The sequence below is a fragment of the Zoogloea sp. genome, assembly GCF_028693495.1.
Lineage (GTDB): Bacteria > Pseudomonadota > Gammaproteobacteria > Burkholderiales > Rhodocyclaceae > Zoogloea.
In genome coordinates, this window is the sequence record NZ_JAQUVG010000025.1 from 1 (window position 1) to 24,554 (window position 24,554).

24 protein-coding genes are annotated in these 24,554 nt (G+C 61.5%); 2 read left to right on the plus strand and 22 right to left on the minus strand.

The genetic code is table 11. The annotated features are described in order from the left end of the window. Both PHD22_RS06180 and PHD22_RS06185 read left to right on the plus strand, forming a co-directional pair. On the plus strand, positions 1-324 hold a 324-nt coding region (locus PHD22_RS06180), incomplete at its 5' end, for a peptidylprolyl isomerase (protein ID WP_299863813.1). A 23-nt stretch (positions 325-347) separates the two neighbouring features. Next, the gene (locus PHD22_RS06185; protein ID WP_299863816.1) at positions 348-1,082 is read left to right on the plus strand and encodes a UDP-2,3-diacylglucosamine diphosphatase; all 735 of its coding nucleotides are present in this window, start codon (positions 348-350) and stop codon (positions 1,080-1,082) included. A 51-nt stretch (positions 1,083-1,133) separates the two neighbouring features. Here PHD22_RS06185 and PHD22_RS06190 read toward each other — a convergent pair whose 3' ends face one another. From PHD22_RS06190 to ilvB, 22 genes are all read right to left on the minus strand, one after another. After that, the gene (locus PHD22_RS06190) at positions 1,134-2,321 is read right to left on the minus strand and encodes an O-succinylhomoserine sulfhydrylase (RefSeq protein WP_366520687.1); all 1,188 of its coding nucleotides are present in this window, start codon (positions 2,319-2,321) and stop codon (positions 1,134-1,136) included. Then, positions 2,305-3,843 carry an amidophosphoribosyltransferase gene (gene purF / locus PHD22_RS06195; protein WP_299863822.1) on the minus strand — a complete coding sequence of 513 codons (1,539 nt, stop codon included), beginning with the start codon at positions 3,841-3,843 and terminating at the stop codon, positions 2,305-2,307. Before purF ends, PHD22_RS06190 begins: the two co-directional genes overlap by 17 nt. A gap of 10 nt (positions 3,844-3,853) precedes the next feature. Next, the gene (locus tag PHD22_RS06200; protein ID WP_299863825.1) at positions 3,854-4,345 is read right to left on the minus strand and encodes a CvpA family protein; all 492 of its coding nucleotides are present in this window, start codon (positions 4,343-4,345) and stop codon (positions 3,854-3,856) included. Positions 4,346-4,356: 11 nt separating this feature from the next. After that, positions 4,357-5,145 (minus strand): SPOR domain-containing protein, encoded by a 789-nt coding sequence (locus PHD22_RS06205; protein ID WP_299863828.1) that lies wholly within the window; start codon positions 5,143-5,145, stop codon positions 4,357-4,359. A gap of 17 nt (positions 5,146-5,162) precedes the next feature. Then, entirely contained in the window at positions 5,163-6,434 is a 1,272-nt protein-coding gene (folC, locus tag PHD22_RS06210) for a bifunctional tetrahydrofolate synthase/dihydrofolate synthase (protein WP_299863830.1), read from the minus strand. A 5-nt stretch (positions 6,435-6,439) separates the two neighbouring features. After that, positions 6,440-7,315, minus strand: coding sequence for an acetyl-CoA carboxylase, carboxyltransferase subunit beta (gene accD, locus PHD22_RS06215; protein WP_299863833.1), 876 nt, complete (start codon positions 7,313-7,315; stop codon positions 6,440-6,442). After that, positions 7,312-8,124 (minus strand): tryptophan synthase subunit alpha, encoded by an 813-nt coding sequence (trpA, locus tag PHD22_RS06220; protein WP_299863836.1) that lies wholly within the window; start codon positions 8,122-8,124, stop codon positions 7,312-7,314. The genes accD and trpA overlap by 4 nt, the downstream gene beginning before the upstream one ends. Positions 8,125-8,177: 53 nt before the next feature. Next, positions 8,178-9,389, minus strand: a complete 1,212-nt coding sequence (gene trpB / locus PHD22_RS06225) for a tryptophan synthase subunit beta (RefSeq protein ID WP_299863839.1) — start codon at positions 9,387-9,389, stop codon at positions 8,178-8,180. Then, positions 9,376-9,999, minus strand: coding sequence for a phosphoribosylanthranilate isomerase (locus PHD22_RS06230; protein ID WP_299863842.1), 624 nt, complete (start codon positions 9,997-9,999; stop codon positions 9,376-9,378). The genes trpB and PHD22_RS06230 overlap by 14 nt, the downstream gene beginning before the upstream one ends. A gap of 4 nt (positions 10,000-10,003) precedes the next feature. Next, positions 10,004-10,798: a tRNA pseudouridine(38-40) synthase TruA gene (truA, locus tag PHD22_RS06235; protein WP_299863845.1), complete on the minus strand. Its 795-nt coding sequence runs from the start codon at positions 10,796-10,798 to the stop codon at positions 10,004-10,006. Next, a complete protein-coding gene (locus PHD22_RS06240) occupies positions 10,795-11,397 on the minus strand; it encodes a CbiQ family ECF transporter T component (RefSeq protein WP_299863848.1) in 603 nt (200 codons plus the stop codon). The genes truA and PHD22_RS06240 overlap by 4 nt, the downstream gene beginning before the upstream one ends. Before the next feature lie 26 nt (positions 11,398-11,423). Next, positions 11,424-14,219 carry a FimV/HubP family polar landmark protein gene (locus PHD22_RS06245; protein ID WP_299863851.1) on the minus strand — a complete coding sequence of 932 codons (2,796 nt, stop codon included), beginning with the start codon at positions 14,217-14,219 and terminating at the stop codon, positions 11,424-11,426. A 213-nt stretch (positions 14,220-14,432) separates the two neighbouring features. Then, entirely contained in the window at positions 14,433-15,566 is a 1,134-nt protein-coding gene (gene asd, locus PHD22_RS06250) for an aspartate-semialdehyde dehydrogenase (RefSeq protein WP_299863854.1), read from the minus strand. Between the two features lie 39 nt (positions 15,567-15,605). Continuing rightward, positions 15,606-16,667, minus strand: coding sequence for a 3-isopropylmalate dehydrogenase (leuB, locus tag PHD22_RS06255; protein WP_299863857.1), 1,062 nt, complete (start codon positions 16,665-16,667; stop codon positions 15,606-15,608). Positions 16,668-16,725: 58 nt separating this feature from the next. Further along, complete coding sequence (leuD, locus tag PHD22_RS06260; protein WP_299863860.1) at positions 16,726-17,364, minus strand: 3-isopropylmalate dehydratase small subunit; 639 nt, start codon at positions 17,362-17,364, stop codon at positions 16,726-16,728. Further along, positions 17,365-17,490, minus strand: a complete 126-nt coding sequence (locus PHD22_RS06265) for an entericidin A/B family lipoprotein (RefSeq protein WP_299863863.1) — start codon at positions 17,488-17,490, stop codon at positions 17,365-17,367. It lies immediately after the preceding gene. A gap of 19 nt (positions 17,491-17,509) precedes the next feature. Continuing rightward, the gene (gene leuC / locus PHD22_RS06270) at positions 17,510-18,919 is read right to left on the minus strand and encodes a 3-isopropylmalate dehydratase large subunit (RefSeq protein ID WP_299863865.1); all 1,410 of its coding nucleotides are present in this window, start codon (positions 18,917-18,919) and stop codon (positions 17,510-17,512) included. Between the two features lie 34 nt (positions 18,920-18,953). After that, positions 18,954-19,796 (minus strand): M48 family metallopeptidase, encoded by an 843-nt coding sequence (locus PHD22_RS06275; RefSeq protein WP_299863868.1) that lies wholly within the window; start codon positions 19,794-19,796, stop codon positions 18,954-18,956. 18 nt (positions 19,797-19,814) lie between these two features. Continuing rightward, the gene (locus PHD22_RS06280) at positions 19,815-20,972 is read right to left on the minus strand and encodes an MFS transporter (protein WP_299863871.1); all 1,158 of its coding nucleotides are present in this window, start codon (positions 20,970-20,972) and stop codon (positions 19,815-19,817) included. 208 nt (positions 20,973-21,180) lie between these two features. Then, positions 21,181-22,323 (minus strand): chorismate synthase, encoded by a 1,143-nt coding sequence (gene aroC, locus PHD22_RS06285; RefSeq protein ID WP_299863874.1) that lies wholly within the window; start codon positions 22,321-22,323, stop codon positions 21,181-21,183. 111 nt (positions 22,324-22,434) lie between these two features. Further along, a complete protein-coding gene (gene ilvN / locus PHD22_RS06290) occupies positions 22,435-22,770 on the minus strand; it encodes an acetolactate synthase small subunit (protein ID WP_299863877.1) in 336 nt (111 codons plus the stop codon). A gap of 19 nt (positions 22,771-22,789) precedes the next feature. Next, positions 22,790-24,454, minus strand: a complete 1,665-nt coding sequence (gene ilvB / locus PHD22_RS06295; protein WP_299863880.1) for an acetolactate synthase large subunit — start codon at positions 24,452-24,454, stop codon at positions 22,790-22,792. Between the last annotated feature and the right edge of the window lie 100 nt (positions 24,455-24,554).

The following is a 24,554-nucleotide window of genomic DNA, read 5'->3' on the forward strand; positions in this document are numbered from 1 at the left end:
CCGGGCATGACCCAGAAGGCAACCCAGGCACCGATCCAGAATGAGGCCAACAACGGTCTCACCAACGACGCTGGCACCATCGCCATGGCCCGCACCAACGACCCCCACTCGGCTACTGCCCAGTTTTTCATCAATGTGGCTGACAACGACTTCCTGAACCATCGCTCCCCCGATGCCAGCGGCTGGGGCTACTGTGTATTCGGTCGTGTCACCGAAGGCATGGACGTGGTCAACAAGATCAAGGGCATCAAGACAGGCTCCGCAGGCTTCCATCAGGATGTACCGAAGGAAGACGTGCTCATCGAGCGCGCCGAAGTCATTTAAGGCATCCACAAGGCGAGCGGCGCATGCAAGTCCATTTCATCTCCGATCTGCACCTGAGCGCCGATCGCCCCGCCCTGACAGGTGTGCTGGAACGCTACCTGGCGGGTCCGGCCAGGAGGGCTGGACAGCTCTATATCCTTGGAGACCTGTTCGAACACTGGGCCGGCGATGACGATTTTGAAGACCCCCTGAATTCGGCCCTGGCCACCCGCCTCGCTGAGGTGGCGGGAGCAGGCACGGAGTTGTTCTTCATGGCCGGCAACCGTGACTTCCTGCTTGGCCAGGCATTTGCCAGCCGGGCAGGACTGAAGCTCCTGTCAGAACCCACCCTGATCAAGCTGGGGGAGGCACCCACCCTCCTCTGCCACGGCGACGCCCTGTGCACCGATGATGTGGCCTATCAGGCCTTTCGCAGCCAGGTGCGTCACCCGGCCTACCAGGCCCAGTTTCTGGCTCAACCCCTGGCTGCCCGCAAGCAATTCATTGCTGGCGTCCGGATGAAGAGCGAACAGGCCAAGTCGGGCAAAGCCGCCAGCATCATGGATGTCAATGATCAGGCCGTTGCCGCACTCCTGAGGGAACACGGTTACCCGCGCCTGATTCACGGGCATACCCACCGACCGAACCTGCATTACCACCGCGTGGATGCGCACGATTGCGAACGCTGGGTCCTGAGTGACTGGCGTGACAACCCCACTGTCCGCGGAGAGGTCCTGGTCTGGGATGACGGAGAGCTGACCCGCCAGCCTCTGGAATGAAAAAACGGCGCTCCTCAAAGCGCCGTTTTTTCATCGAAAAGCATCTGCTTTTCAAGATCTTATGAGCGCAAGCCCACGTCCAAGATCGGTTTTCAGATCCTCGACCGACTCCAGACCCACCGCAAGCCGCAACAGACTCTCGTGAATGCCGGCAGCTTCCCGTGCCTCAGGGCTGATCCGGCCGTGGGTCGTAGACGCCGGATGGGTCAAGGTCGTCTTGGTATCGCCCAGATTGGCCGTGATCGAGACGATACGGGTCGCATCCACCACCCTCCAGGCCTCTTCACGCCCACCCTTCACCTCAAAGCTCACGATAGCCCCCCCACTGCTCTGCTGACGCAGGGCCAGCTCATGCTGGGGGTGGGACGGCAGGCCCGGATAGTACACCCGAGCGACCTGGGGTTGAGCCTCGAGCCAGGTCGCCAGCGCCAGAGCAGCTGCCGACTGTGCCGCCATGCGGATACGCAAGGTCTCAAGGCCTTTCAGGATCACCCAGGCGTTGAATGGTGAGATACAGGGGCCTGCGGTACGCAGAAACTTGAACACCTCATCCACCAGAGCCTTGCGGCCACATACGGCCCCGCCCAGAACCCGCCCCTGACCGTCCAGGTACTTGGTCGCCGAGTGGATCACCAGATCCGCCCCCAGTTTGATCGGCTGCTGCAATGCTGGCGAGCAGAAACAGTTATCCACGACCAGGAGCACACCCGCCTCATGGGCGATGGCGGCCACCGCAGGAATATCCACCAGCTCGGTGAGCGGGTTGGACGGGGACTCCACGAAGATCAGCTTCGTCCTGGGCGTGATCGCAGCGCCATAAGCTGCCAGATCGGTGGCAGGCACAAAAGTGGTCTCAATCCCGAACCGGGACAGGATGTTGCCGAACAGTTGCTGGGTGGCACCAAACAGGCCGCGCGACGCCACGATATGATCGCCGGTGTTCATCAGGGCCATCACGGTGGACAGGATCGCTGCCATCCCCGACGCGGTGGCCACGCAGGCCTCTGCACCTTCCAGGGCGGCCAACCGCTGCTGCATGACCGTCACGGTGGGATTGGTGAAACGGGCGTAGACATTACCGTCTTCTTCGCCGGAGAAACGGGCCGCAGCCTGGGCTGCGCTCTCGAAAACAAAGCTGGAGGTCAGATACAGGGCTTCAGCATGCTCGTTGAACTGACTCCGCTCGATACCCGCACGGACCGCCAGCGTTTCCAGACTCAGGTCATCCATGATGCTGATCAGCCTCGCTCTGGGAAACCAGGTTCAGATCCATCTGGCTGCCCGTTCCTTCAGCCTTGCCCTTGCTGTCACTGCGCTGATTCTCGACACCGCTCAGATACTCGGGCGTGACATCACCGGTCACGTAGAAGCCATCGAAACAGGAGGTCTCAAAGACTGAAATCGCCGGGTTGATGGCCTTGACCGCCAGCTTGAGATCCTCCAGGTCCTGGTAGATCAGCGCATCGGCACCGATCTCCGCACAGATCTCGGTCTCGGTACGGTCACTGGCAATCAGCTCGCTCTTGGTCGGCATGTCGATCCCATACACATTGGCAAAGCGCACGGGAGGTGCAGCGGAGGCCATGTATACCTTGCTGGCCCCGGCATCCCGGGCCATCTGGACGATCTCCCGGCTGGTGGTGCCACGCACTATGGAATCATCGACGAGGAGAACCGCCTTGCCCTTGAACTCCTGATGAATGGTGTTGAGCTTCTGGCGGACCGATTTCTTGCGGATGGCCTGCCCGGGCATGATGAAGGTCCGGCCGATGTAGCGGTTCTTGACGAAGCCTTCACGGTAAGGAAGGTTCAGTTGATGGGCCATCTCCATCGCCGACGGACGGCTGGAATCAGGAATCGGGATCACCACATCGATCTTGAGGTGAGGCAGTGTCGAGCGCAGCTTGCGGGCCAGGAATTCACCCATTTTAATTCTGGCGTCATACACCGAGATGCCGTCGATCAGGGAATCGGGACGAGCCAGGTAGACAAACTCGAACATGCACGGGGCGTGCACTGTATGAGTCGCACACTGGCGACTATGGAAACGGCCTTCCGCATCAATCAGGATCGCTTCACCCGGAGCCACATCGCGCACCAGCTTGAAGCCCAGCACATCCAGTGCCACGCTCTCGGAGGCGACCATCCACTCGGTGCCCTTGGCTGTGTCATTACGGCCAATCACCAGAGGGCGGATCCCGTAAGGATCCCGGAAGGCCAGCAGCCCCGTACCGGAAATCATGGCTACTGTGGCATAAGCCCCCCTGCAACGACGATGGACGCCAGCCACCGCATCGAAAATCGTTTCCTGATCAAGACGGAAGCTTTTGGCTGCAGCCTGCAGTTCATGGGCCAGGACGTTGAGGAGCACTTCCGAATCGGAGTTTGTGTTGATGTGCCGCAGGTCCGACAGGAACATCTCCCTCTTCAGCTCTTCCGAGTTGGTCAGGTTGCCGTTGTGGGCAAGCATAATCCCGAACGGGGAATTCACGTAGAACGGCTGCGCTTCTGCGGCCGAAGACGCGGAACCGGCAGTCGGGTAACGTACATGGGCAATGCCCCAGTTGCCAGGCAGGTCACGCATGTTGCGGGTGCGAAACACATCCCGGACCAGGCCGGAAGCCTTGTGCATGTGAAAACGCCCACCCTCCGCAGTGGCGATTCCCGCTGCGTCCTGGCCCCGGTGCTGAAGCACCTGAAGACCATCATAAAGAAGCTGATTGACGGGTGCCGTCGCTACTACGCCCAGAATCCCACACATTTCAAACCACCTATCGGTATCTAAGTCTTTTGACCAGCAGCTCGGGGAGCCACGGTTTGGAAGCCAGTACGGCCGTTTCGAGGGGAGCGGAGAGAGTTGCCCCCTGCCACCAGGCCTCCTTCGCGAAGCCGCCAAGTCCGACGAGCAACGCCATTGCAAAAACAATCACACATCCCCGCAGGGCACCAAAACATGCCCCCAGAAACCGATCCACCGACCCCAGGCCTGCGACCCGAACCAATTCACCCAGCAGCAAACGAACCAGTGCCATGCCGGCCAGGATGGCCACGAACACCAGCAAGAATGCCGCTGCCGCCTGCAACAGGGGCTCAGAAACCCAGCCCACCATATACGGCTCGACCTCTCCGGCCCAACTGCGCGCAGCAAACAGGGCCAGTACCCAAGCCAGCAATGCCAGCAGCTCAGACAACAGCCCACGCCACAGGCCCAACAGGGCAGAAAGCCCCACCAAAGCCATCAACACATAGTCAAGACCGTTCAAGGCACTGCTGCTCAGGACTTGGGAACGACCGAAGCAGGCACGCCGAGGATCCTGCTGATCCGCGCGGCAGCCTTGTCGGCAGCAGCTTTGTTCGGAAAGGGGCCTGCGCGAACTCTCACCTTGTCCCCCAGTTGCTCCGTGTACGAAGGATAACCCTCCGCCTTGAGCTTGGCACGGAGACTGTTCACGTTGCCGGCTTCCCGGTAAGCACCGAGGGAAACCAGATGAGGCACACTCCCGGCCTCCTTTCCAGGATCCTTTGGCGCACCGCCCATCAGCAAGGCTTTGGCACGCTCAGCTTCAGCGCGCTCCCGGGCCTTTTCCTTGTCACGTTCCTTTTCCCGTTCGCGCTCTCGTTCGCGCTCACGCTCCTTTTCCTTCAGTCGCATTTCCTGACGGGGGTCGGGCTTGGGCTCGCTACGGACGGGTTCAGTCCTTACAGCATCATTTTTTTTGGGGGGCGGCAGCAATTCCTCACCTGGTTTGAACAGGGGAGGAGGAAGACTGGGCTGGGCTTGAGCCGCCCCTCCCTGAGCATCGTCCATCTCGGGCGGAGCTGTTTCCTCGATAATGGTGCCCGGTGGGGGCAACTCGGAGGCTTTGCCAGTGATCACCCGGGAGGCAAAATTACTGCCTTCCTGGCTGGGAAGGCGGATCTGCACATCCTGAGACGGTATACGGGGTTCGTGGTCCATCACCATCGGCAGGACGATCGCGGCGGTGAGCGCCAATGCAGCGGAGCCAACCAGGCGGCGGCGCGCCCGCTTTTTCAGATCGATCTCAGAATCGTTTTCGGCCATCTTGCTGCCAGAGGCGGTTACGGCGCTTTCCGGGCGACCATGACGTCAGACACGGTCAGGAAAGAGCCAAAGACCACAATTCTATCACCCTCAGCCGCGTGTCCGCGGGCATGCTCATAGGCAGCAGCAGGTCCGGCAAACTCGGAGATGTCAGTGGTCACACCCACATCGCGCAAAATGCGGGCCAATGCGCTGGCGGCCAGCCCTCTGGGAGCAGGCAGGGACGCCACCAGCCAATGGTCGACGCGATCCTTGAGCAGCGTGACTGAACCCGCCACATCCTTGTCAGACAACATGCCGAGCACCGCCCAGGTTTCCGGGAAGAAGCCCATGCTGGCCAGATTTTCGTTAAGCACACCCGCCGCCTGCGGGTTGTGGGCTACATCCAGAACCACCGCCGGGCGCCCCGGCAGCACCTGGAACCGTCCCGGCAGATCCACAAGCATGAATCCCTGACGGATCGCCTGCATGGACACCGGGAGGATATCCCGCACGGACTCACAGGCCGCCATCACGGCAGCAGCGTTCAGCAGCTGATTAGTCCCCCGCAGGGCGGGATAAGCGAGCCCCCCCCGGCGGCTACCACCCGCCAGCCAGAAAGCCCACTGATTCTGATCCCCGGCAAAACCAAAATCCCGGCCACTGACCCACAACCGCGCACCGAGGGTTTCAGCCTGCCGGACCAGAGAGACAGGCGGCATCGGGTCGCCGCAGATGGCAGGACGACCCGCCCGGAAAATTCCCGCCTTCTCGAAACCTATGGCCTCCCGGGTATCACCCAGGTACTCCATGTGATCCATTGCCACACTGGTGACGATGGAGCAAGCGGGCTCGAACACATTCACGGCATCCAGCCGCCCGCCCAGACCCACTTCGAGGATGACCGCATCCAGGCCGGCATGGGCAAAGGCTACCCAGGCGGCCAACGTACCGTGCTCGAAATAAGTCAGGGGGATCTCGCCACGGGCATGCTCAACCTCGGCGAAGGCCGCCACCAGAACCTCGTCCGGAGCATCCCGTCCATCAATCCGTACCCGCTCGTTATAAGCAAGCAGATGAGGTGAGGTGTACACTCCCACCCGATAACCGGCGGCCAGCAGCACGGCCTCCAGCAAGGCGCAGGTGGAGCCCTTGCCGTTGGTCCCGCCGATCAGGAAGACCGGACAGGTCTGGGGCAGATTCAAGGCATCCTTGACGGATCGCACTCTTTCCAGCCCCAGTTCAATGGACTGGCCGTGGCGGTGCTCCAGAAGACTCAGCCAGCCTTCCAGGGTTTCAGGCAGTTGCATGATGATCAGGCCACGCTCGCCACGGAAGGCTGGCGGGTCAGGAGAGTGATGAGTTCGGAAAGCTGATCGCGCAGTTCGCGACGGTCGATGATCAGGTCAATCGCCCCCTTCTCGAGAAGGAACTCTGACCGCTGGAAGCCCTCAGGCAGGGTTTCACGCACAGTCTGCTCGATCACCCTTGGACCAGCAAAGCCGATGAGTGCGCCTGGCTCACCGATCACCAGGTCGCCCATGAAGGCAAAGGAAGCGGAAACGCCCCCCATGGTCGGATCCGTCAGCAAGGTGATGAAGGGCAGCTTGCGCTCGGCCAGACGGGTGATCGCTGCAGTGGTCTTGGCCATCTGCATCAGGGAGAACAGCCCCTCCTGCATCCGTGCGCCCCCAGTGGCGGTGACGCAGATGAAGGGGAGACGCTGCTCAAGGGCTGCGCTCACACCACGCACGAAACGTTCGCCCACCACAGAGCCCATCGAGCCTCCGAGGAATTCGAATTCGAAGCAGGCCACCACCACCGGAACGGTCTTGATGGCGCCCTGAACGACCACCAGAGCATCCGCTTCACCGGTGTCCTCGTGGGCTGCCGCCAGCCGGTCAGGATAGCGCTTGGAATCCTTGAACTTGAGGGGATCCAGGGGCACCACTTCCGCACCGATTTCGAAGCGCCCTTCGGGGTCGAGCAGGAAGTCGACACGCTGACGCGCCCGGATGCGCTGATGATGCCCACACTTGGGGCAAACATTGAGGTTGCTCTCCAGGTCGGATCGGTACAGCACAGCCTCACACGCCGGGCACTTGCTCCACAGGCCTTCCGGGATGGATTTACGTCCGCCCGGAGTGTCGCGCTTGATTTTGGGCGGCAGGAGTTTTTTCAGCCAGCTCATTGGGGTTTGCCTGCGTTGTCGATAGCTTCCCGGATCCCCTGGAGGAAGGCCGCCACCCTGGCAGGGGCTTCATCCCGACTGCTCTGCTCGACTTCCTCGATGATCCGGCTTCCGATCACGACAGCATCTGCAAGCGCAGCGATGCGGGCCGCAGTGGCGCCATCGCGGATGCCGAAACCAACACCCACGGGCATGCCCACCTTGTTCCGGATGACCGGAATGCGCCGCGCCACTTCATCCAGGTCGAGGGTTGCGGAACCGGTCACGCCCTTCAGCGAGACATAGTAGATGTAGCCACTGCCCACGGCGGCCACATCCGCAAAGCGCTGCTCCGTGGAAGTGGGCGCCAGCAGGAAAATCGGATCAAGACCGGCCTTGCGGCAGATCTCGGCAAAACCTCGGCACTCTTCAGGCGGGTAATCCACCACCAGCACCCCATCGACACCCGCCTCGGTCGCTGCACGGGTAAAGGCTTCGGCACCCATCGCCTCGATGGGATTGGCATAACCCATCAGCACGACCGGAGTCTGATCGCCGGTGGCCCGGAAATCGCTGACCATCTGCAGTACCTTGCGCAGGCTCATCCCTGCGGCAAGGGCACGCTCGGAGGCGCGCTGAATGGTCGGACCATCTGCCATCGGGTCAGAAAAAGGGACGCCCAGCTCAATGACGTCAGCACCGCCGGCCACCAGGGCCTTCATCAGGGGCAGGGTCATCTCGGGAACGGGATCACCAGCGGTGATGAACGGAATCAGGGCCTTGCGCCCTTCTCTCTCGAGCCGCTTGAAGGTTTCTTGAATTCGGGACATGAATGAATCGCAGTGAAACGGCCCTGCCGGGGAGTCCGGAAGGGCCGTGAAAATCAAAACTGGATGCCGGATTTCTCGGCGACAGTGTGCATGTCCTTGTCGCCACGACCGGAAAGATTGACCAGCAGGACCTTGTCCCTGGGCAGGGTCGGAGCAAGCTTGGCCGCATAAGCCAGGGCATGAGAAGACTCCAGCGCCGGGATGATGCCTTCCAGACGGCACAGGCTATGGAAAGCCTGAAGGGCCTCCTCGTCGGTGATGCCGACATACTCGGCACGCCGGAGATCCTTCAACCAGGCATGCTCAGGGCCGACCCCCGGATAATCAAGACCTGCGGAAATGGAATGGGTCTCAATGATCTGGCCATCTTCATTTTGCAACAGGTAGGTGCGGTTTCCGTGCAGCACACCAGGGCGACCTGCGGACAGGGACGCGGCATGCAGGCCGGTCTCGATGCCGCTGCCGGCGGCCTCTACACCCACCAGGCGTACATCCTGATGCTCGATGTAAGGGTGGAAGATTCCCATCGCATTGGAGCCACCTCCCACACAGGCAATCACGTAATCAGGCTGACGACCGACCATGTCGGGCATCTGATCAATGCACTCCTTGCCGATCACTGCCTGGAAATCTCGAACCATCATCGGGTAAGGATGAGGTCCTGCCACCGTGCCGATGATGTAAAACGTGTCATTGATGTTGGTTACCCAGTCCCGCATCGCTTCGTTGAGCGCGTCCTTGAGGGTTTTGGATCCACTCTCGACGGGAACCACGGTCGCCCCCAGCAGCTTCATCCGGTAAACGTTGGCTGCCTGGCGCCGTACATCCTCGGACCCCATGTACACCACACATTCCATGCCATAGCGGGCTGCCACAGTCGCGGTGGCCACACCGTGCTGACCAGCCCCGGTTTCTGCGATCACCCGGGGTTTGCCCATCCGACGCGCCAGCATGGCCTGGCCGATACAGTTATTAACCTTGTGGGCGCCAGTGTGGTTGAGATCTTCCCGCTTCAGATAAATCTGGGCGCCACCCAGCAGTTCGGACCAGCGTCTGGCGTGATAGATGGGGCTGGGGCGGCCCACATAGTGCTTCAGCTCGTACTCGAACTCAGCGGTGAAGGCCGGATCCCTCTGGGCTTCTTCATACGCCTGGCGCAGTTCGGCCAAGGCTGGAATCAGGGTTTCCGCAACGAAGATGCCACCATAGGGGCCAAAGTGACCACGGGCATCGGGAAAAGCGTAAGGGGCATCAGCCATGTGCATTGCGAACTCCGGCAACAAATTCGGTGATCTTGACGGCATCCTTGATTCCCTTTGCAACCTCCACTCCGCTGGAAACATCGACAGCCCAGGGCTGAACACGCCGCACCGCATCGGTGATGTTGCCCGGGTGCAGGCCACCGGAGAGGATGAGAGGCAGAGGAAGGTCGGCTGGAATCAACGACCAGTCGAAGGTTTCGCCGCCACCACCATAACCTTCGACAAAGGCATCGAGGAGCAGACCCTGGGCACCCGCAAAGGAAGCCGCGTATTTTACCAGATCAAGCCCTGGCCGCATCCTCGCTGCCTTGATGAAAGGCAGACCATGGCCCAGGCAATCAGTTTCCTGTTCGTCCCCATGAAACTGAAGAAGCTGAACTGGCACGTGCTCCCGGACCCGTGCAACCTCATTCCGGGTGGGGTTCACAAACAGCCCCACCGTGGTGACGAACGGAGGAATCAGGCGCGCCAGTTCCGCCGCCCGCTCGACACCCACAGACCGGGGACTGGGGGGGTAAAAACCCAGGCCGATGGCGTCAGCGCCCGCCTCAACCGCCGCGAGAACATCCTGCTCGCGGGTCAGGCCACAGATCTTGATACGAGTGCGGTGCACGGCGTCAGGGCAACAGAAGTTGGGGAGGAGCGATGATACGCCCCCCGTTGGGCAGCGGCCAGCGTGCCGGATATTCGACGCCGCACAGATAAAGCCCGTCGGGTGCAAAAGTGGGCGCAGCAATGGTCCGGTTGCGGGCGGCCAGGATCTCTGCCATCCACTCCACCGGCCTTCTCCCCTTCCCCACATACACCAGAGAACCAACGAGATTGCGGATCATGTGGTGCAGGAAGGCGTTCCCATGAAAGTCGAAGATGACCATGTCGCCCTGGCGCTGCACCTTGACGGAGTAAATCAGTCGTACGGGAGATTTGGCCTGGCACTCGGCCGCACGGAAGGAGGTGAAGTCATGCGTACCGACCAGGCATGCTGCCGCCTCGGCCATGCGCTCCTCGTCCAGAGGCCCATGGGCCCACCCCACCCGCCCGGCCAGGAGTCCGGGCCGGACCCGACGGTTTAGGAGAATATAACGGTAGTGACGAGACTCCGCACTGAAGCGAGCATGAAAATCTCCGTCCACCTCCACAGCCCAAAGAACACCGATGCGAGTGGGAAGATGACTATTCACCCCCCGCACCCAGGCCTCCAGGGGACGGCTGACCGGCGGATCGAAATGCACCACCTGGGCTGTGCCGTGCACCCCCGTGTCAGTGCGACCTGCACAGACCAGCTTCACGGGCTGCAGGGCGATCATCGCCATGGCCTTCTCAAGCGCATCCTGCACGGTCCGCCCATGAGGCTGGGTCTGCCAGCCTTCAAAAGCGTCTCCGGCATACTCCACACCCAGCGCAATCCTCATTGCGAAACACTCCAGAACACCACGCCAAGACTCAAGATTACGGCCAATCCATCCCATCCCCGCCAGTGGACAGCATCCACCCGCAAGGGCAACACCTCCCGCTCCGACTCCGCAGGCTCGCCCAGGAGGGCACGCCAGCCCCCCTCGGGAGGCGTCTCCACATAGCGAAGGGCGAGCAGGACACGTACAGCAAGGACCTCTCCGGCGCGCCCCCTACCGGTCAGGGGCCTGGCCACTTCCATAAAACCCGCTACAAGTGCCCTGTCCGGTGTGCTCTCAAGAAGCAAGGCCACCAGAAGCACGAGGAAAAGCAATCTGGCCCCTTGAGCCAAGGCCAGACTCAAGCCCTCCCAGCTCGGACCGAACGCACCCAGTGCAGAGATACAAGCCTCACCAGGGGTAAAGAAGGCAAACAGGACGAAAAGCACCCCCAGAAGGACTCGAACGCGTCGCACCATCCGAAAGGCGCGCTGGCGGCACAATCCCAGGGCAGCACCCATAATCAAAAGCCCGAGACCCCACAGAAGCGGGCCTCGGGCAATCTGCATCATCAAGACAAACGCCGCCCACATCAGCAGGCGGCTTGCCGGGTTGAACATCAGGGAGAACGCCAGGAACTCCCCGATCAGGAAAGACGGATCAGCATGGTCTGAGCTTCAGCCTGCTGGGCCGGGGACCCCTCCCGCAATACTTCCTCGACCAGCTCTCGGGCGCCATCCTGGTCGCCCATCTCCTCATAGGCTTTGGCCAGTTCGAGTTTGGTAGCCACCTCCTGCTGCAGCTCTAGATCCAGGGGAGGCTCAGTCGGAGGACCGGCATCCGGCAGATCGAGCATCCCACCGGACAGCAACTGGCTCGACTCCAGATCCACAGGCTTGAAATCAACGGCAGCTTGCAGAACGCTCACCTCCTTGGCCGGCGCCTTGTCATCGAGTTCAAAGTCGAAGTCGAGGAGGCTGCTATCAAAACTGGTTCCCTCGAGATCAAGCGTCGGCCGGGGATCCGTTGCAGACAGGAAACTGTCATCGGCCAGCGTCGCGGTAAGGTCCACGTCCACAGTAGGTTCTGCAGGCAGACTGGCATGACGCTCGCCAAATTCGGAGCTCACCTCGAAATCCAGATCGCTGGGGTCAGGCAGACTGAAATCGTCTCCGACAAACTGAGGGCGGGTCGCCGTTGCCTCAAAATCATGGGATACCTGACCACCAGTGACCAGAGTACCTCCCCCCGGAGCAGGCTGATCGAAACCCAGATCAAAATCCAGGGCTCCGACACTCTCACCGCTTCCCACGCCACCAGTGGAAGCCGTGACCGTTGCCGCAGAGGGTACAGGCTCTGGCTGCAGATCCAGATCGAAATCCAGCACTGAAGTGTCCGGGATATCCGCAAGGGGAAGCGCCTCTCCCTGCGCGGCAACCGCGCGATCGATGTCATCCATTCCGGAATACTGGTTCAGCTCCCCCGGAAGGGCCCAGGTGTCCTTCAGCTGGGATGGAGACTCTAGTGGATCACCAGCACGTTCGGCGTCCGGGCCAGCCTTCGAAGAATAAGAATCCGCTGCCTGCACGAAAGCAGCAGCCGGTGGCGCCACCGCGGCGGCTCCCATGGATGAGGGTGGTGCGGGCTGCGCCTTGGCCACAGCAGAAGCCGTCGCCGTAAGAGGTGCAGGAACACGGTACAGCGGACTATCGGGATCTACCTTACGACCCAGTGCGGCAGCCTTGTCCCAGTCGGGACCATTGCCGCCAGTGAGGGAATAGAGCTCCGTTGCCGTTGTCTCGAACTGCTTGAGATTCTTGCGCTGGGCATAAATTTCCAGCAGTTTGAGGTGAACACCCGTGCGCCCTGGATCCGTCTTCAAAGCGTCCAGCAGAATTTCCTCAGCCTGGGCATCCCGCCCATAAGCCATGTAGACATCTGCCTCGGCCACCGGATCCACTCCTTCATCCGTATCGATGGAGGAAAGTCCGGACTGACTGAAATCTGTCTGGATACTGCTGCTTCCCGTATCGACACTCTGACCGCCGGCACTACCAAACACTGAATTTCCACCATCCACGAACTCGGAGGGTACGATTGAATTCAGCGGAGCCTCCTCGGTACGACGACGCTGGTAGATCTTGTATGCGCCCCAGCCGAGCAACAGAGCGAGGATCCCGCCCCCTCCCAACAGCAAGGACATGTCTTCCGAAGGGCCAACCTCCGGCTGAGGAGGCAGCTCTGGAGCCACTACCGGGGCAGCGGCAGGGGCCGGCGGCTGTCCCGGCGCTTCAGCTGGCTTGGCAGGATCCACCAATGCCGGAGGGGCTGCATCTGTGCCTCCCTCGGCCTCCGGCTTGACCTCTGGCACCGGCACGGGCGCCTGGTCAGTCGTTGCGGGCAGCGGCGCAGCACCATCCGCTTGCAGGGCGGCCATGCCCTGACTCTTCAGCTCCACCAGCCTCTGCAACTCCTTGATGCTCTTTTCCAATTCGGCCAGCCGGTCATTGGCATCCCGCAATGCCTTGTCCCGGGAAACAAGATCCTCTTCCAGGGCCTGCAGGCGCGCTGCTGACTTTTCTCCACCCGCTCCCCCCCTGGGCCCTTCCTCGGCACGGGAAACCTTGAGCTGATCAGTTGAGCCCTGCACCAGCGCCCTGTCCTCGATCTTGGCCCCGATACGCCCCCCACCCGCTTGGCGCGGCACGTCTTCACGCGCTGAAGCGGCACCGGACTGCTCGGCAAGACGCTGACGATAGCGACCAAAATCGGAAGACTGGGCCACCAACTGACGACGCTCGCCGTCCCCGGCAAGCTGGCGGACCGTGTCCGCATCGGGAATGCGCAGAATTCTGCCCGCCTGCAGGCGGTTGATATCCTGGGCAATAAACGCCGACCGATTGCCCTGATAGAGGGCGATCAGCATTTGTTCGACGGAAACGCCATCCGGACGGCTCTCCACGGCAATCCGGTGCAGCGTGTCCCCTGGCTGGACCAGGTAACCTCGTCCAGCCGCCCCTGCCTGGGTCCGCGGCACCCGGACAGACGCGGGACGGCGCTGAGGCTGAACATCCACGGGTGCAGCAGCTGCGGGAGCACGAACCTCAGGGGAATTGACCGGGGTCTGGACCCGGCTGCTAACCGTATCCGGAGGATCCAGCAGGAAGGTGTATTCACGGATCAGACGCCCGGCAGACCAGTTCAGCTCAATCAGCATGTCCACGAAGGGATCGTTGATCGGCCGGTCGCTGGACACGCGGACCACGGCCTTGGCCCCCCTCCGCTCCACACTCATGCGCAAACCGGCAATGGAAGGTACAAAATCGACCCCCGCCTGACGGAAGGCATCTGCAGATGCCAGCCGCGCCGTCATGTTCTGGAGCTCTTCAGGGGTCGCGGCGATCTCCACTTCGGCCCGGAGGGGCTGCCCGAGGCCACTCATGACAGTAATCCGCCCAAGCCCCGCGGCACTGGCACCCAGAGAAATTGCACTGATGGACGCAGCAAGCAGGGTACGTTTTAGCCGACTTTTCACGGGGTTCTTAGGCACGAAGGCTGATCATAGAAATCGAGTTGTTCATGAACATAACATCATGGGTTTGGTGAGGCAAGTTCAAGGCATTCTTGAATGCTGCCTCATCCAACCAGAACCGGATCAATCCTCCAGAAGGATCCGCAGCATGCGCCGCAGGGGTTCCGCAGCACCCCACAGGAGTTGGTCACCACAGGTGAAGGCCGCCAGATACTCTGGCCCCATGGCCATCTTGTGCAGACGACCCACCGGAACCGTCAGGGTGCCGGTCACAGCGGCCGGGGTCAGCTCGCGTTCGGAAATCTCCCGATCGTTAGGCACAACCTTGGCCCAGGGGTTGGCCTGGGCGAGCAGGTCGGAAATTTCGTCCAGGGGCACATCCTTCCTGAGCTTGATGGTCAGCGCCTGGGAGTGGCAGCGCATGGCACCAATACGCACGCACAGACCGTCGATCGGAATGGATCCCGGACTCCGGAACGCCGGCTTGCCCAGGATCTTGTTGCATTCAGCACCGCCCTTCCACTCTTCCTTGGACTGGCCGTTTTCGACCGGAACATCAATCCAGGGAATCAGGGAGCCCGCCAGCGGTGTGTTGCGGAAGTTCTTCTTGGGGAAGGCGTCGGAACGGATGGTCTCGGCCACCTTGCGGTCAATGTCCAGAATCGCAGATGCCGGATCGGCCAACAGGTCGGCAACGGACGCGTGGATGGAGCCCATCTGGGCGATCAACTCACGCATGTTCTGGGCGCCGGCACCGGAGGCGGCCTGGTAGGTCATGGACGTGGCCCACTCGATCAGGTCGTTCTGGAACAAGCCCCCCAGCCCCATGAGCATCAGGGACACGGTACAGTTGCCGCCAATCCAGTTCTTGCCTCCCTTGGCCAGGGAGTCCTTGATCACGTTCATGTTGACCGGATCCAGGATGATGACAGCATCGTCCGCCATGCGCAGGGCAGATGCCGCATCAATCCAGTGTCCGTTCCAGCCCGCGGCACGCAGCCTGGGGAAAACTTCCTTGGTGTAGTCGCCACCCTGACAAGTGACGATGATGTCGCAGGCCTTCAGGGCGTCGATGTTCATCGCGTCCTGCAGCGGAGCGGAAGCCTCCTTGCCACCGAGCACCGGGGCCTTGCCGCCGGCGTTGGAGGTGGAGAAATAGACCGGCTCGATGTGGGCGAAATCACCCTCCTCGACCATGCGCTGCATCAGCACGGAACCCACCATGCCACGCCAGCCAACCAGACCTACCTTTTTCATATTGATCCCCAATCAGGCGTTTTCAGTTTTATTGATTTCTTAGAGCGCCGCGATCACCGCATCGCCCATTTCCTTGGTTCCGACCCGGCGCGTGCCCGGCTCGTAGATGTCACCGGTACGGTAACCGGCGGCAAGCACCTTCTTGACCGCATTCTCGATGCGCGCCGCGAACCCCTCCTGATTGAAGGTATAGCGCAGCATCATCGCGGCGGACAGGATGGTCGCCAGCGGATTGGCGACGCCCTTGCCAGCGATGTCGGGAGCGGAGCCATGGCTGGGTTCGTACAGACCCTTGTTGTTGGCATCCAGCGACGCGGACGGCAGCATGCCGATCGAACCCGTCAACATGGACGCCTCATCGGACAGGATGTCCCCGAACATGTTGCCCGTCACCATCACGTCAAACTGCTTGGGCGCCCGCACCAACTGCATGGCGGCGTTGTCCACCAGCATGTGGGACAGCTCCACATCCGGATAGTCAGCCGACAGCTCGATCATCACGTCGCGCCACAGCTGGGTAGACTCCAGCACGTTCATCTTGTCCACAGAGCACAGCTTCTTGCCTCGCTTGCGGGCGGCTTCGAAAGCGACTTTGCCGATGCGACGAATCTCGGACTCGGAGTACACCATCGTGTTGAAGCCGACGCGCTCGCCGCCCTCCTCACGAATGCCCCGGGGCTGGCCGAAATAGATGTCACCGGTCAGCTCTCGGACGATGAGGATGTCCAGGCCCGCCACGATCTCAGGCTTGAGGGTGGACGCGTTGGCCAGTTCCGGATAGAGGATGGCCGGGCGCAGATTGGCGAACAGATTGAGCTCCTTGCGAATCGCCAGCAGGCCCCTCTCCGGACGCTGTTCCCGGGGGAGGTTGTCCCACTGGGGACCGCCAACGGCGCCCAGCAGGATCGCATCAGCCTCCCGGGCCAGCGTGCTGGTGACCTCAGGATAGGGTGTTCCGGTCGCATCTACCGCGCAGCCGCCGATGAGGGCAGTCTCTGCCGTGAAGTCGAGGCCATCACTCCGCAGGGCTTCGAGCACGCGCAGGGCCTGCTCCGTGATTTCGGGACCAATGCCGTCTCCCGGCAGAACACAAATCTTCATGGTGTCTTTCTATGCTTGTTGGCAAACGCCGGCCCCGAAGGTGAGGACCGGTGGGCGATCAGGCAAACAGCCAGGGCTGGTCCATACGGCGGCGCTCTTCGAAGGCGCGGATCTTGTCGGCATGACGGAGAGTCAGGCCGATGTCATCCCAGCCGTTGAGGAGGCATTCACGGCGAAAGGGGTCCACATCAAACGGGATCACCTTTCCATCAGGGCGGGTAATGGTCTGGGCCTGGAGATCCACGCTCAGGGTGTAACCGGCGCTCTCGTGACACTGGGAGAACAACTCATCCACTTCGGAGCCAGGAAGCCTGATGGGCAGCAGGCCGTTCTTGAAGCAGTTGTTGAAGAAGATGTCTGCAAAGCTCGGTCCGATCAAGACCCGGAAGCCGAAATCCTCAAGCGCCCAAGGGGCATGCTCGCGGGAGCTGCCACACCCGAAGTTGTCCCGGGTCAGAAGAATCTGAGCACCCTGGTAACGGGGTTGGTTGAGGACAAAATCCGGGTTCAGGGGACGACCGGAAGCATCCTGCCCCGGCTGCCCCACATCCTTGTAGCGCCACTCATCGAACAGATTGGGACCAAAGCCGCTCCGCTTGATAGATTTGAGGAACTGCTTCGGAATGATTGCATCGGTATCCACGTTGGCGCGATCCATCGGCGCCACAAGACCGTCGAGTTTCTGGAAGGGCTTCATTTACTTGACTGCCTTCTGGATGGCTTCGCCACCCTTTTCAATATCCTTGCCAAGGCCCTGGACGGTATTGCAGCCGCCCAAGAACACCATGGCGAACACGCCAATCAGGGCAATATGGTTGCGCATGATCCGGCTCACCCTTTGCTCAGCCGAGCGCACGGACGTCAGCAAAACGCCCCGTAACTGCGGCAGCAGCAGCCATTGCTGGGCTGACCAGATGCGTCCGCCCCCCGGCCCCCTGACGACCTTCGAAATTGCGGTTGGAAGTGGACGCGCAGCGTTCACCCGGCTCCAGGCGGTCCGCGTTCATGGCAAGGCACATGGAGCACCCTGGCTCACGCCATTCAAAGCCGGCCGCCAGGAAGATCTGGTCCAGACCTTCTGCCTCCGCCTGACGCTTGACGACGCCCGAACCAGGGACGACAAGCACCGCCTTGACGCTGTCGGCCTTGCGACGCCCCCTGGCCACCGCCGCCGCCGCACGCAGATCCTCGATGCGGGAGTTCGTGCAGGAGCCAATGAAGACCTTGTCCACCAGGATGTCCTTGATGGGCGTACGGGGCTCAAGCCCCATGTACTGCAGGGCGCGCTCCATGCCTTCGCGCTTGACCGGATCTGTTTCCAGGGAAGGGTCAGGGACATGCCCATCCACCGGAGCGACCATCTCCGGAGACGTACCCCAGGTGACCTGGGGCTGGATTTCCGCCGCATTCAGGTCCACCACACGGTCGAACCGGGCGCCTTCGTCGGAATGGAGCGTCTTCCAGTAGGCCACTGCCTTGTCCCACTGCTCACCACTCGGCGAGAAAGGGCGATCCTTGAGGTATTCGACTGTCTGCTCATCCACGGCCACCAGCCCGGCACGGGCACCGGCCTCGATCGCCATGTTGCAGATGGTCATTCGGCCTTCCATGGAAAGACTTCGGATCGCACTGCCGCCGAACTCCATGGCATAGCCCGTACCACCGGCCGTACCAATCTTGCCGATGATGGCCAGGACCACATCCTTGGCCGTAACCCCAGCACCCAGTTCTCCCTCGACACGAATGAGCATGGTCTTGGATTTCTTCTGGAGCAGGCACTGGGTGGCCATGACATGCTCCACCTCGGAGGTACCGATTCCATGGGCCAGACAGGCGAAAGCCCCATGAGTGGATGTGTGGGAATCACCACAGACCACCGTCATGCCCGGCAAGGTTGCACCGTTTTCGGGACCGATCACATGGACGATCCCCTGCCGCTGATCCTTGAAGGGGAAGTAGGCGAGGGCCCCCACTTCGCGGATGTTGGCATCCAGGGTTTCCACCTGCTGGCGGGAAACCGGATCCTCGATCCCCCGTTCCCAGTGGTCGGTCGGAGTATTGTGATCCGCAGTAGCCACAATGGAGTTCACACGCCAGGGCTTGCGGCCAGCCAGCTTGAGACCTTCGAAGGCCTGAGGGCTGGTGACTTCATGGACCAGATGACGGTCGATATAAATCAGCGCCGTGCCGTCTTCCTCGACGTGCACCACGTGGCTCGACCACAGTTTTTCGTAGAGCGTTTGCGCTTGCATTGGCAGATTTCGGTCTGATGCAGGGAAACGTTCATTATTTCACAGGCTTCCCCTGCTGAGTAGCTTGCTCGTAAAGGGGCATCACCCGGGCCGCGTACTGGGCCAGATCCTGCTGGCGGCTTTCGTTGGAGGGGTGAGTGGAAAGCCACTGAGGCGGCTGCCCACCGCTGGCCCTGCCCATCTTCTGCCAGAGGGTGATCGCAGCCCCAGGATCATAGCCTCCCCGAGCCGCCAGTTCGACACCGATGCGATCCGCCTCGACCTCGTGCTCCCGACTGTTGGGCAACTCGAAACTGACCTTGGCCACCGTACCGATCAGGTCGGTACCTGCCTGCCCGACACCCAGCGCTGCCCCCAGCACCGCCACACCAATGTTGGTGACCATGGACTGGGAGGCCCGCTCCCGGGCGTGCTCCCGCAGGGCATGGGCAATCTCGTGCCCCATGATTGCGGCGATCTCGTCGTCGGTCAGATTCAGTTTTTCGATGATTCCCGAGTAAAAGGCGATCTTTCCACCGGCCATGCACCAGGCATTGAGCTCCTGGGAGGCCAGGACGTTCACCTCCCACTTCCAGCCCGGCGCATCGGTACGAAAGACGCCGGTCGCCGGAATCAGGCGCCGGGCAACGGTCCTCACCCGCTCCACCTGCTCCTTGTTACGGTTCAGGGCGTTTTTTTGCCCGGCCTCCTGCAGGATTTTCTGGTAACTCTGACTGGAAGCCGACTCCATCTCCCGGGAACTGACCATCATCATCTGGCGACGCCCGATACCCACTTCACCGGTCTGTGTGGTCTGCACCGTCTGACAGGCGGACACAATACCTGCCGCCATCACCACGGGAAGCACGCCCCGTACCCAGCCCAATCTTTCGCTCATGCATTCTCCTGATCCCGGTCAGGCCGGGCCCGAACCTTCATCAATTCCCCGGGGCCATCCCCGCAGCATCACCAGCAGACCCAGAAACGCAAAGACGGACCCCAGGGTAAACGTCCAGGCTGCGCCGATGCCCTCCCAAGTGTAACCACTGATCAGACCACCAAGCATGCCTCCTGCGCCAAACGATATGCTGCCATACAAGGCCTGGCCTCGCGCCTGGTGCTGGGTTCCGAACCAGCGGTTCACTGCGGCCACCGCCGCCGCATGACAGGCACCGAACGTAGCACCATGCAGCAATTGAGCAAGAACGAGCAGAATCAACGCGTCGCCCCCCCAACCGATGGCAGCAAAGCGGACGACTGCGGCGACAAAACTCCATACCAGCAGCGTCCGCAGGGAAAACGCCTTCAGCAGTTGGGGCATGTACATGAAAACAGCAATCTCGGCGAGCACACCCAGGGTCCACATCCAGCCGACAACGGCCTTGCTGTAACCATGATCCACCAGATGCAGCGAATAAAAGACGTACAACGCCCCGTGGGCCGCCGACATGAAGAAACACGCGAGCAACAGGGAGCGGACCTCTCCCCTGCGCAGGATCTGCATCAGGGCCACCGGCGGACTCACCGAGCGCGGCCGCAATGCCTCCGGGATTACCAGAGCACAGCTCAGAATGCCGGCCAACACCCCCACAATGATCCATAACAGCATGCGCACGGGCAGATCATCGAGCAGATAACCCAAACCCAGCACCGCCAGGATGAACCCCACCGATCCCCATGCCCGGATGTTGCCGTAACGGCTCGCCTGCCCTTCCAGGTGCGCAAAGGTCAGCGTTTCCACGAGGGGCAAGGCTGCGCTCCAGAAGAAGGAGAGCACCGCCATGCTGACAAACATTCCCGCGTAGTCATCCATCACCAGAAAACCCGAAAACCCCACGAGCGAGAGCAGGCCTGACAGCCTTACGATGGGCGTCCGGACCCCGAGGCGGTCAGCAAGCCAGCCCCACAAGGTCGGCGCTACCATCCGCATCATGGACATCAGGGACATCAGCACGGCGATCTGGGCCGCCGAACTGCCGACAGACTGAAGATACAGGGCGAAGTAAGGAGAGAAGGCGCCGACAAAGGCGAAATAAAAGAAGTAATAGCCCGAAAGGCGCCAGTAGGGAATCATTACCCCCATTCTACTCCACGTGAAAAGAGCGCCCGCAGGCGCCCGTCACACAGCGTTCTCCGGACCCGCCTATCAGGTGGCAGACACCCCCTTCCACAAGGCGTCCAGTTCATCTCTGAGCCAGAGACGGAGCTTCTGCAGGGCTTGAAGTGCAAGCCCGGGAGCATTGACCTCGGCACGAACCAGCTGAAGACTCAGGGTGCGACACTCATCCAACCCTGGGCCGGGGGGACGGAACCGTCAGGGCTACGCCCGGCGCCGACCCTGCGATGGGTGGGGTCGTGTCCGCCACATCCGCGTTCTGGGCGCGGTGACGCAGCGCATGATCCATCAACACAATGGCTAGCATGGCCTCGGCGATGGGGGTCGCACGGATGCCCACGCAGGGGTCATGACGACCATGGGTATTGACGACAACCGACTCTCCCGCCTTGTTGATGGAGTGGCGGTCCAGCCGGGTGCTGGAGGTGGGCTTGATGGCGATGCTCACGGTCACATCCTGCCCCGTGGATATGCCGCCCAGGACACCGCCCGCCTGATTGGACAGGAAGCCGTCAGGACTCATCTCGTCGGAATGCTCGGTTCCCAACTGGGAAACGCAGGCAAAACCAGCACCGATCTCAACCCCCTTCACCGCATTGATGCTCATCATCGCATGGGCGATGTCCGCATCGAGACGATCGTACACCGGCTCTCCCCAGCCTACCGGCACCCCTGTGGCCACCACATTGATCCTGGCGCCAACGGAATCGCCAGACTTGCGCAGCTCGTCCATGTACTGCTCGAGACGGGGTACAAGCTCCGGATTGGGAGCGAAAAAGGCATTGGCATCCACCGCATCCCAAAACTGGAAGGGAATTTCCACGGGACCAAGCTGGGCCATGTAGCCGCGGATCACGATGCCATGGCGCTCGAGCAGCCATTTGCGGGCGATCGCCCCCGCAGCCACTCGCACTGCCGTCTCCCGCGCCGACGAGCGCCCCCCCCCCCGGTAGTCGCGGACTCCATACTTCTGCCAGTAGCCGTAATCCGCATGCCCTGGGCGGAAACTCTCGGCAATGTTTCCGTAATCCTTGGAACGCTGGTCCTGGTTCCGGATCAGCAGAGCAATCGGCGTTCCAGTAGTGACCCCCTCGAAAACACCCGAGAGGATCTCGACTGCATCCGGCTCACGACGCTGAGTCACGTGACGGGAGGTACCGGGCTTGCGGCGATCGAGTTCTGCCTGGATGTCCGCCTCAGTGATCGCCAGCCCCGGCGGACAGCCATCCACCACGCAGCCAATGGCCGGGCCATGGGATTCGCCAAAGGAAGTGACACAGAACAAGGTACCGAGCGTATTACCGGACATGGGGAAACTCGCTAAATCAGGGTCAATAAAGAAAGGGCGCCATACCGGACAACCGGACAGCGCCCAAGTCTAGCACGCCGCCGCCCCATGACCGGCAGCGCAGGAACAGGCTTACTGGAAGAACTCGTCGAGGTGGCCAAAGACCGGGTGCTCGCCATCATGCTTCCTGACGGAAAGCACGTCCTCGAGCTTTTCCACCTGCCTGATCATCTTCTCGAGCCGCTCATCCTCGAAGATCTGCAGCCAGATGCGGCTGGTTTCACCGGTACCGACCGGCATGCACAGGATCCCTTCCACGTTGAAAGCCCTGCGTGCAAAAAGGCCGCAGATGTGACTCATCACACCGGGGTGGTTGGCCACAGCCAGCTCCAGTACAACCTTGTGAAAGCCGTTATGCTCGGGCACATCGGGGATGTACTCGGAAAGGTTGGTGTTCTGTTCGGACATCGGGTTCTCTCCTTGGGGCTCAGCCGATCATCTCGGAGTTGGCGGCGCCCGGCGGCACCATCGGGTAGACGAATTCGTTGGGATCAATCGTGGCATGGATCAGGCAGGGGCCCGGCGTGCTGAGGGCCTCAGCCAGGGTGGCGCGAGGATTCGGGGCCGGATCCAGATCCACCGCCCGCATGCCGAAGCCTTCGGCAATCTTCAGGAAGTCGGTCGGGCGCTCGTAGCGGGAGGCCATCACACGCTTGCCATAGAAGAGGTTCTGTTGCTGGTGCACCAGGCCGAGGGATTGGTTGTTCATCAGGACAATCTTGACGTTCACGTTTTCCTGGGCGGCGGTGGCCATTTCCTGAATGTTCATCTTGAGGCTGCCGTCACCGGAGAAACACACCACGGTGCGGTCGGGTGCGGCAATCGCCGCACCAATGGCCGCCGGAAAACCGAAACCCATGGTACCGAGCCCCCCGGAATTGAGCCACTGGCGAGACCGGCGGAAGGGATACGCCTGCGCCACCCACATCTGGTGCTGCCCCACATCGCTGGTGATGATCGCGTTATCGTCCAGGCAGTTGGCCACGGCATGAATCAGGCCGTATGGGCTGCGCGGATTGTCCACGCCGGGCATGGCCAGCGGGAAACGCCCCTTGAGACTCTCCACATGGGACAGCCAGCGCTTGCGGAGCTGGGGCCTGACGCGGGGCAGGAGCTCGGAGAGGACCTGACCTACGTCACCGGCGATGGCCACATGGGCAGTCTTGACCTTATGCAGCTCCGAACGGTCGATGTCGATGTGAATGATCTTGGCATTGGGACAGAATTCGGCGGTCTTGCCGATGGCGCGATCATCAAAGCGGGCCCCCACGCAAACCAGGAGGTCTGCCTCTTCGAGCACGTAATTGGTGTACCGTGCGCCATGCATGCCCAGCATACCCAGGGACAGGGGATGATCCATGGGCATCGCGCCCAGAGCCATCAAAGTCATGGTGGTGGGCAGGGATGCCTGCTCCGCCAGGGTCACGGCCAGCTGACCGGCGCCGGAGTGAATCACGCCCCCCCCCAGATAAAGCACCGGACGCTCGGCAGCCTCGATCATCCGGGCCGCCTCCTCCACCGCGGCTATATCGAAACTGGGCGCTGCATCAGGAACCACCACATCCGGATATTCCTCGAAGCTCACCAGCTGGTTCTGGACGTCCTTAGGCACATCGATCAGTACCGGACCCGGGCGATCGGACATGGCAATGCGGAAGGCAGCCGGCACCACACTGAGGAGGTCCTTGGCGGACCGGACCAGAAAATTGTGCTTGGTGATGGGGATGGTCAGGCCGTAGGTATCCACCTCCTGGAAGGCATCGGTACCGATCATGGAAAGAGGAACCTGCCCGGTCAGCGCGATCATCGGGATCGAATCAAGCTTGGCATCCGCAATCGCGGTAATCAGGTTGGTTGCACCAGGCCCGCTGGAAGCCAGGCAGACCTCCGGACGGCCGGACACCCGGGCCATGCCCTGGGCAATGAAACCGGCCCCCTGCTCATGTCGGCAGAGCACATGATGAATCGTGTCGCTCTTGGACAGAGCATCGTACATGGGCAGGGCCGCGCCGCCGGGCACACCGGCGATGGTGCTGATTCCTTGCCGTTCGAGCAACTTGACGATCAAGTCTGCTCCAGTCATTTGCATCATCAAAATTCTCCTTGAAGCGGTAAAGCCGTACCGCAGTCCGGGCCGGGGCGCATCCAAAACAAAACCCCCGCCGGTTGCGCGCCGGCGGGGGTCTGAAATT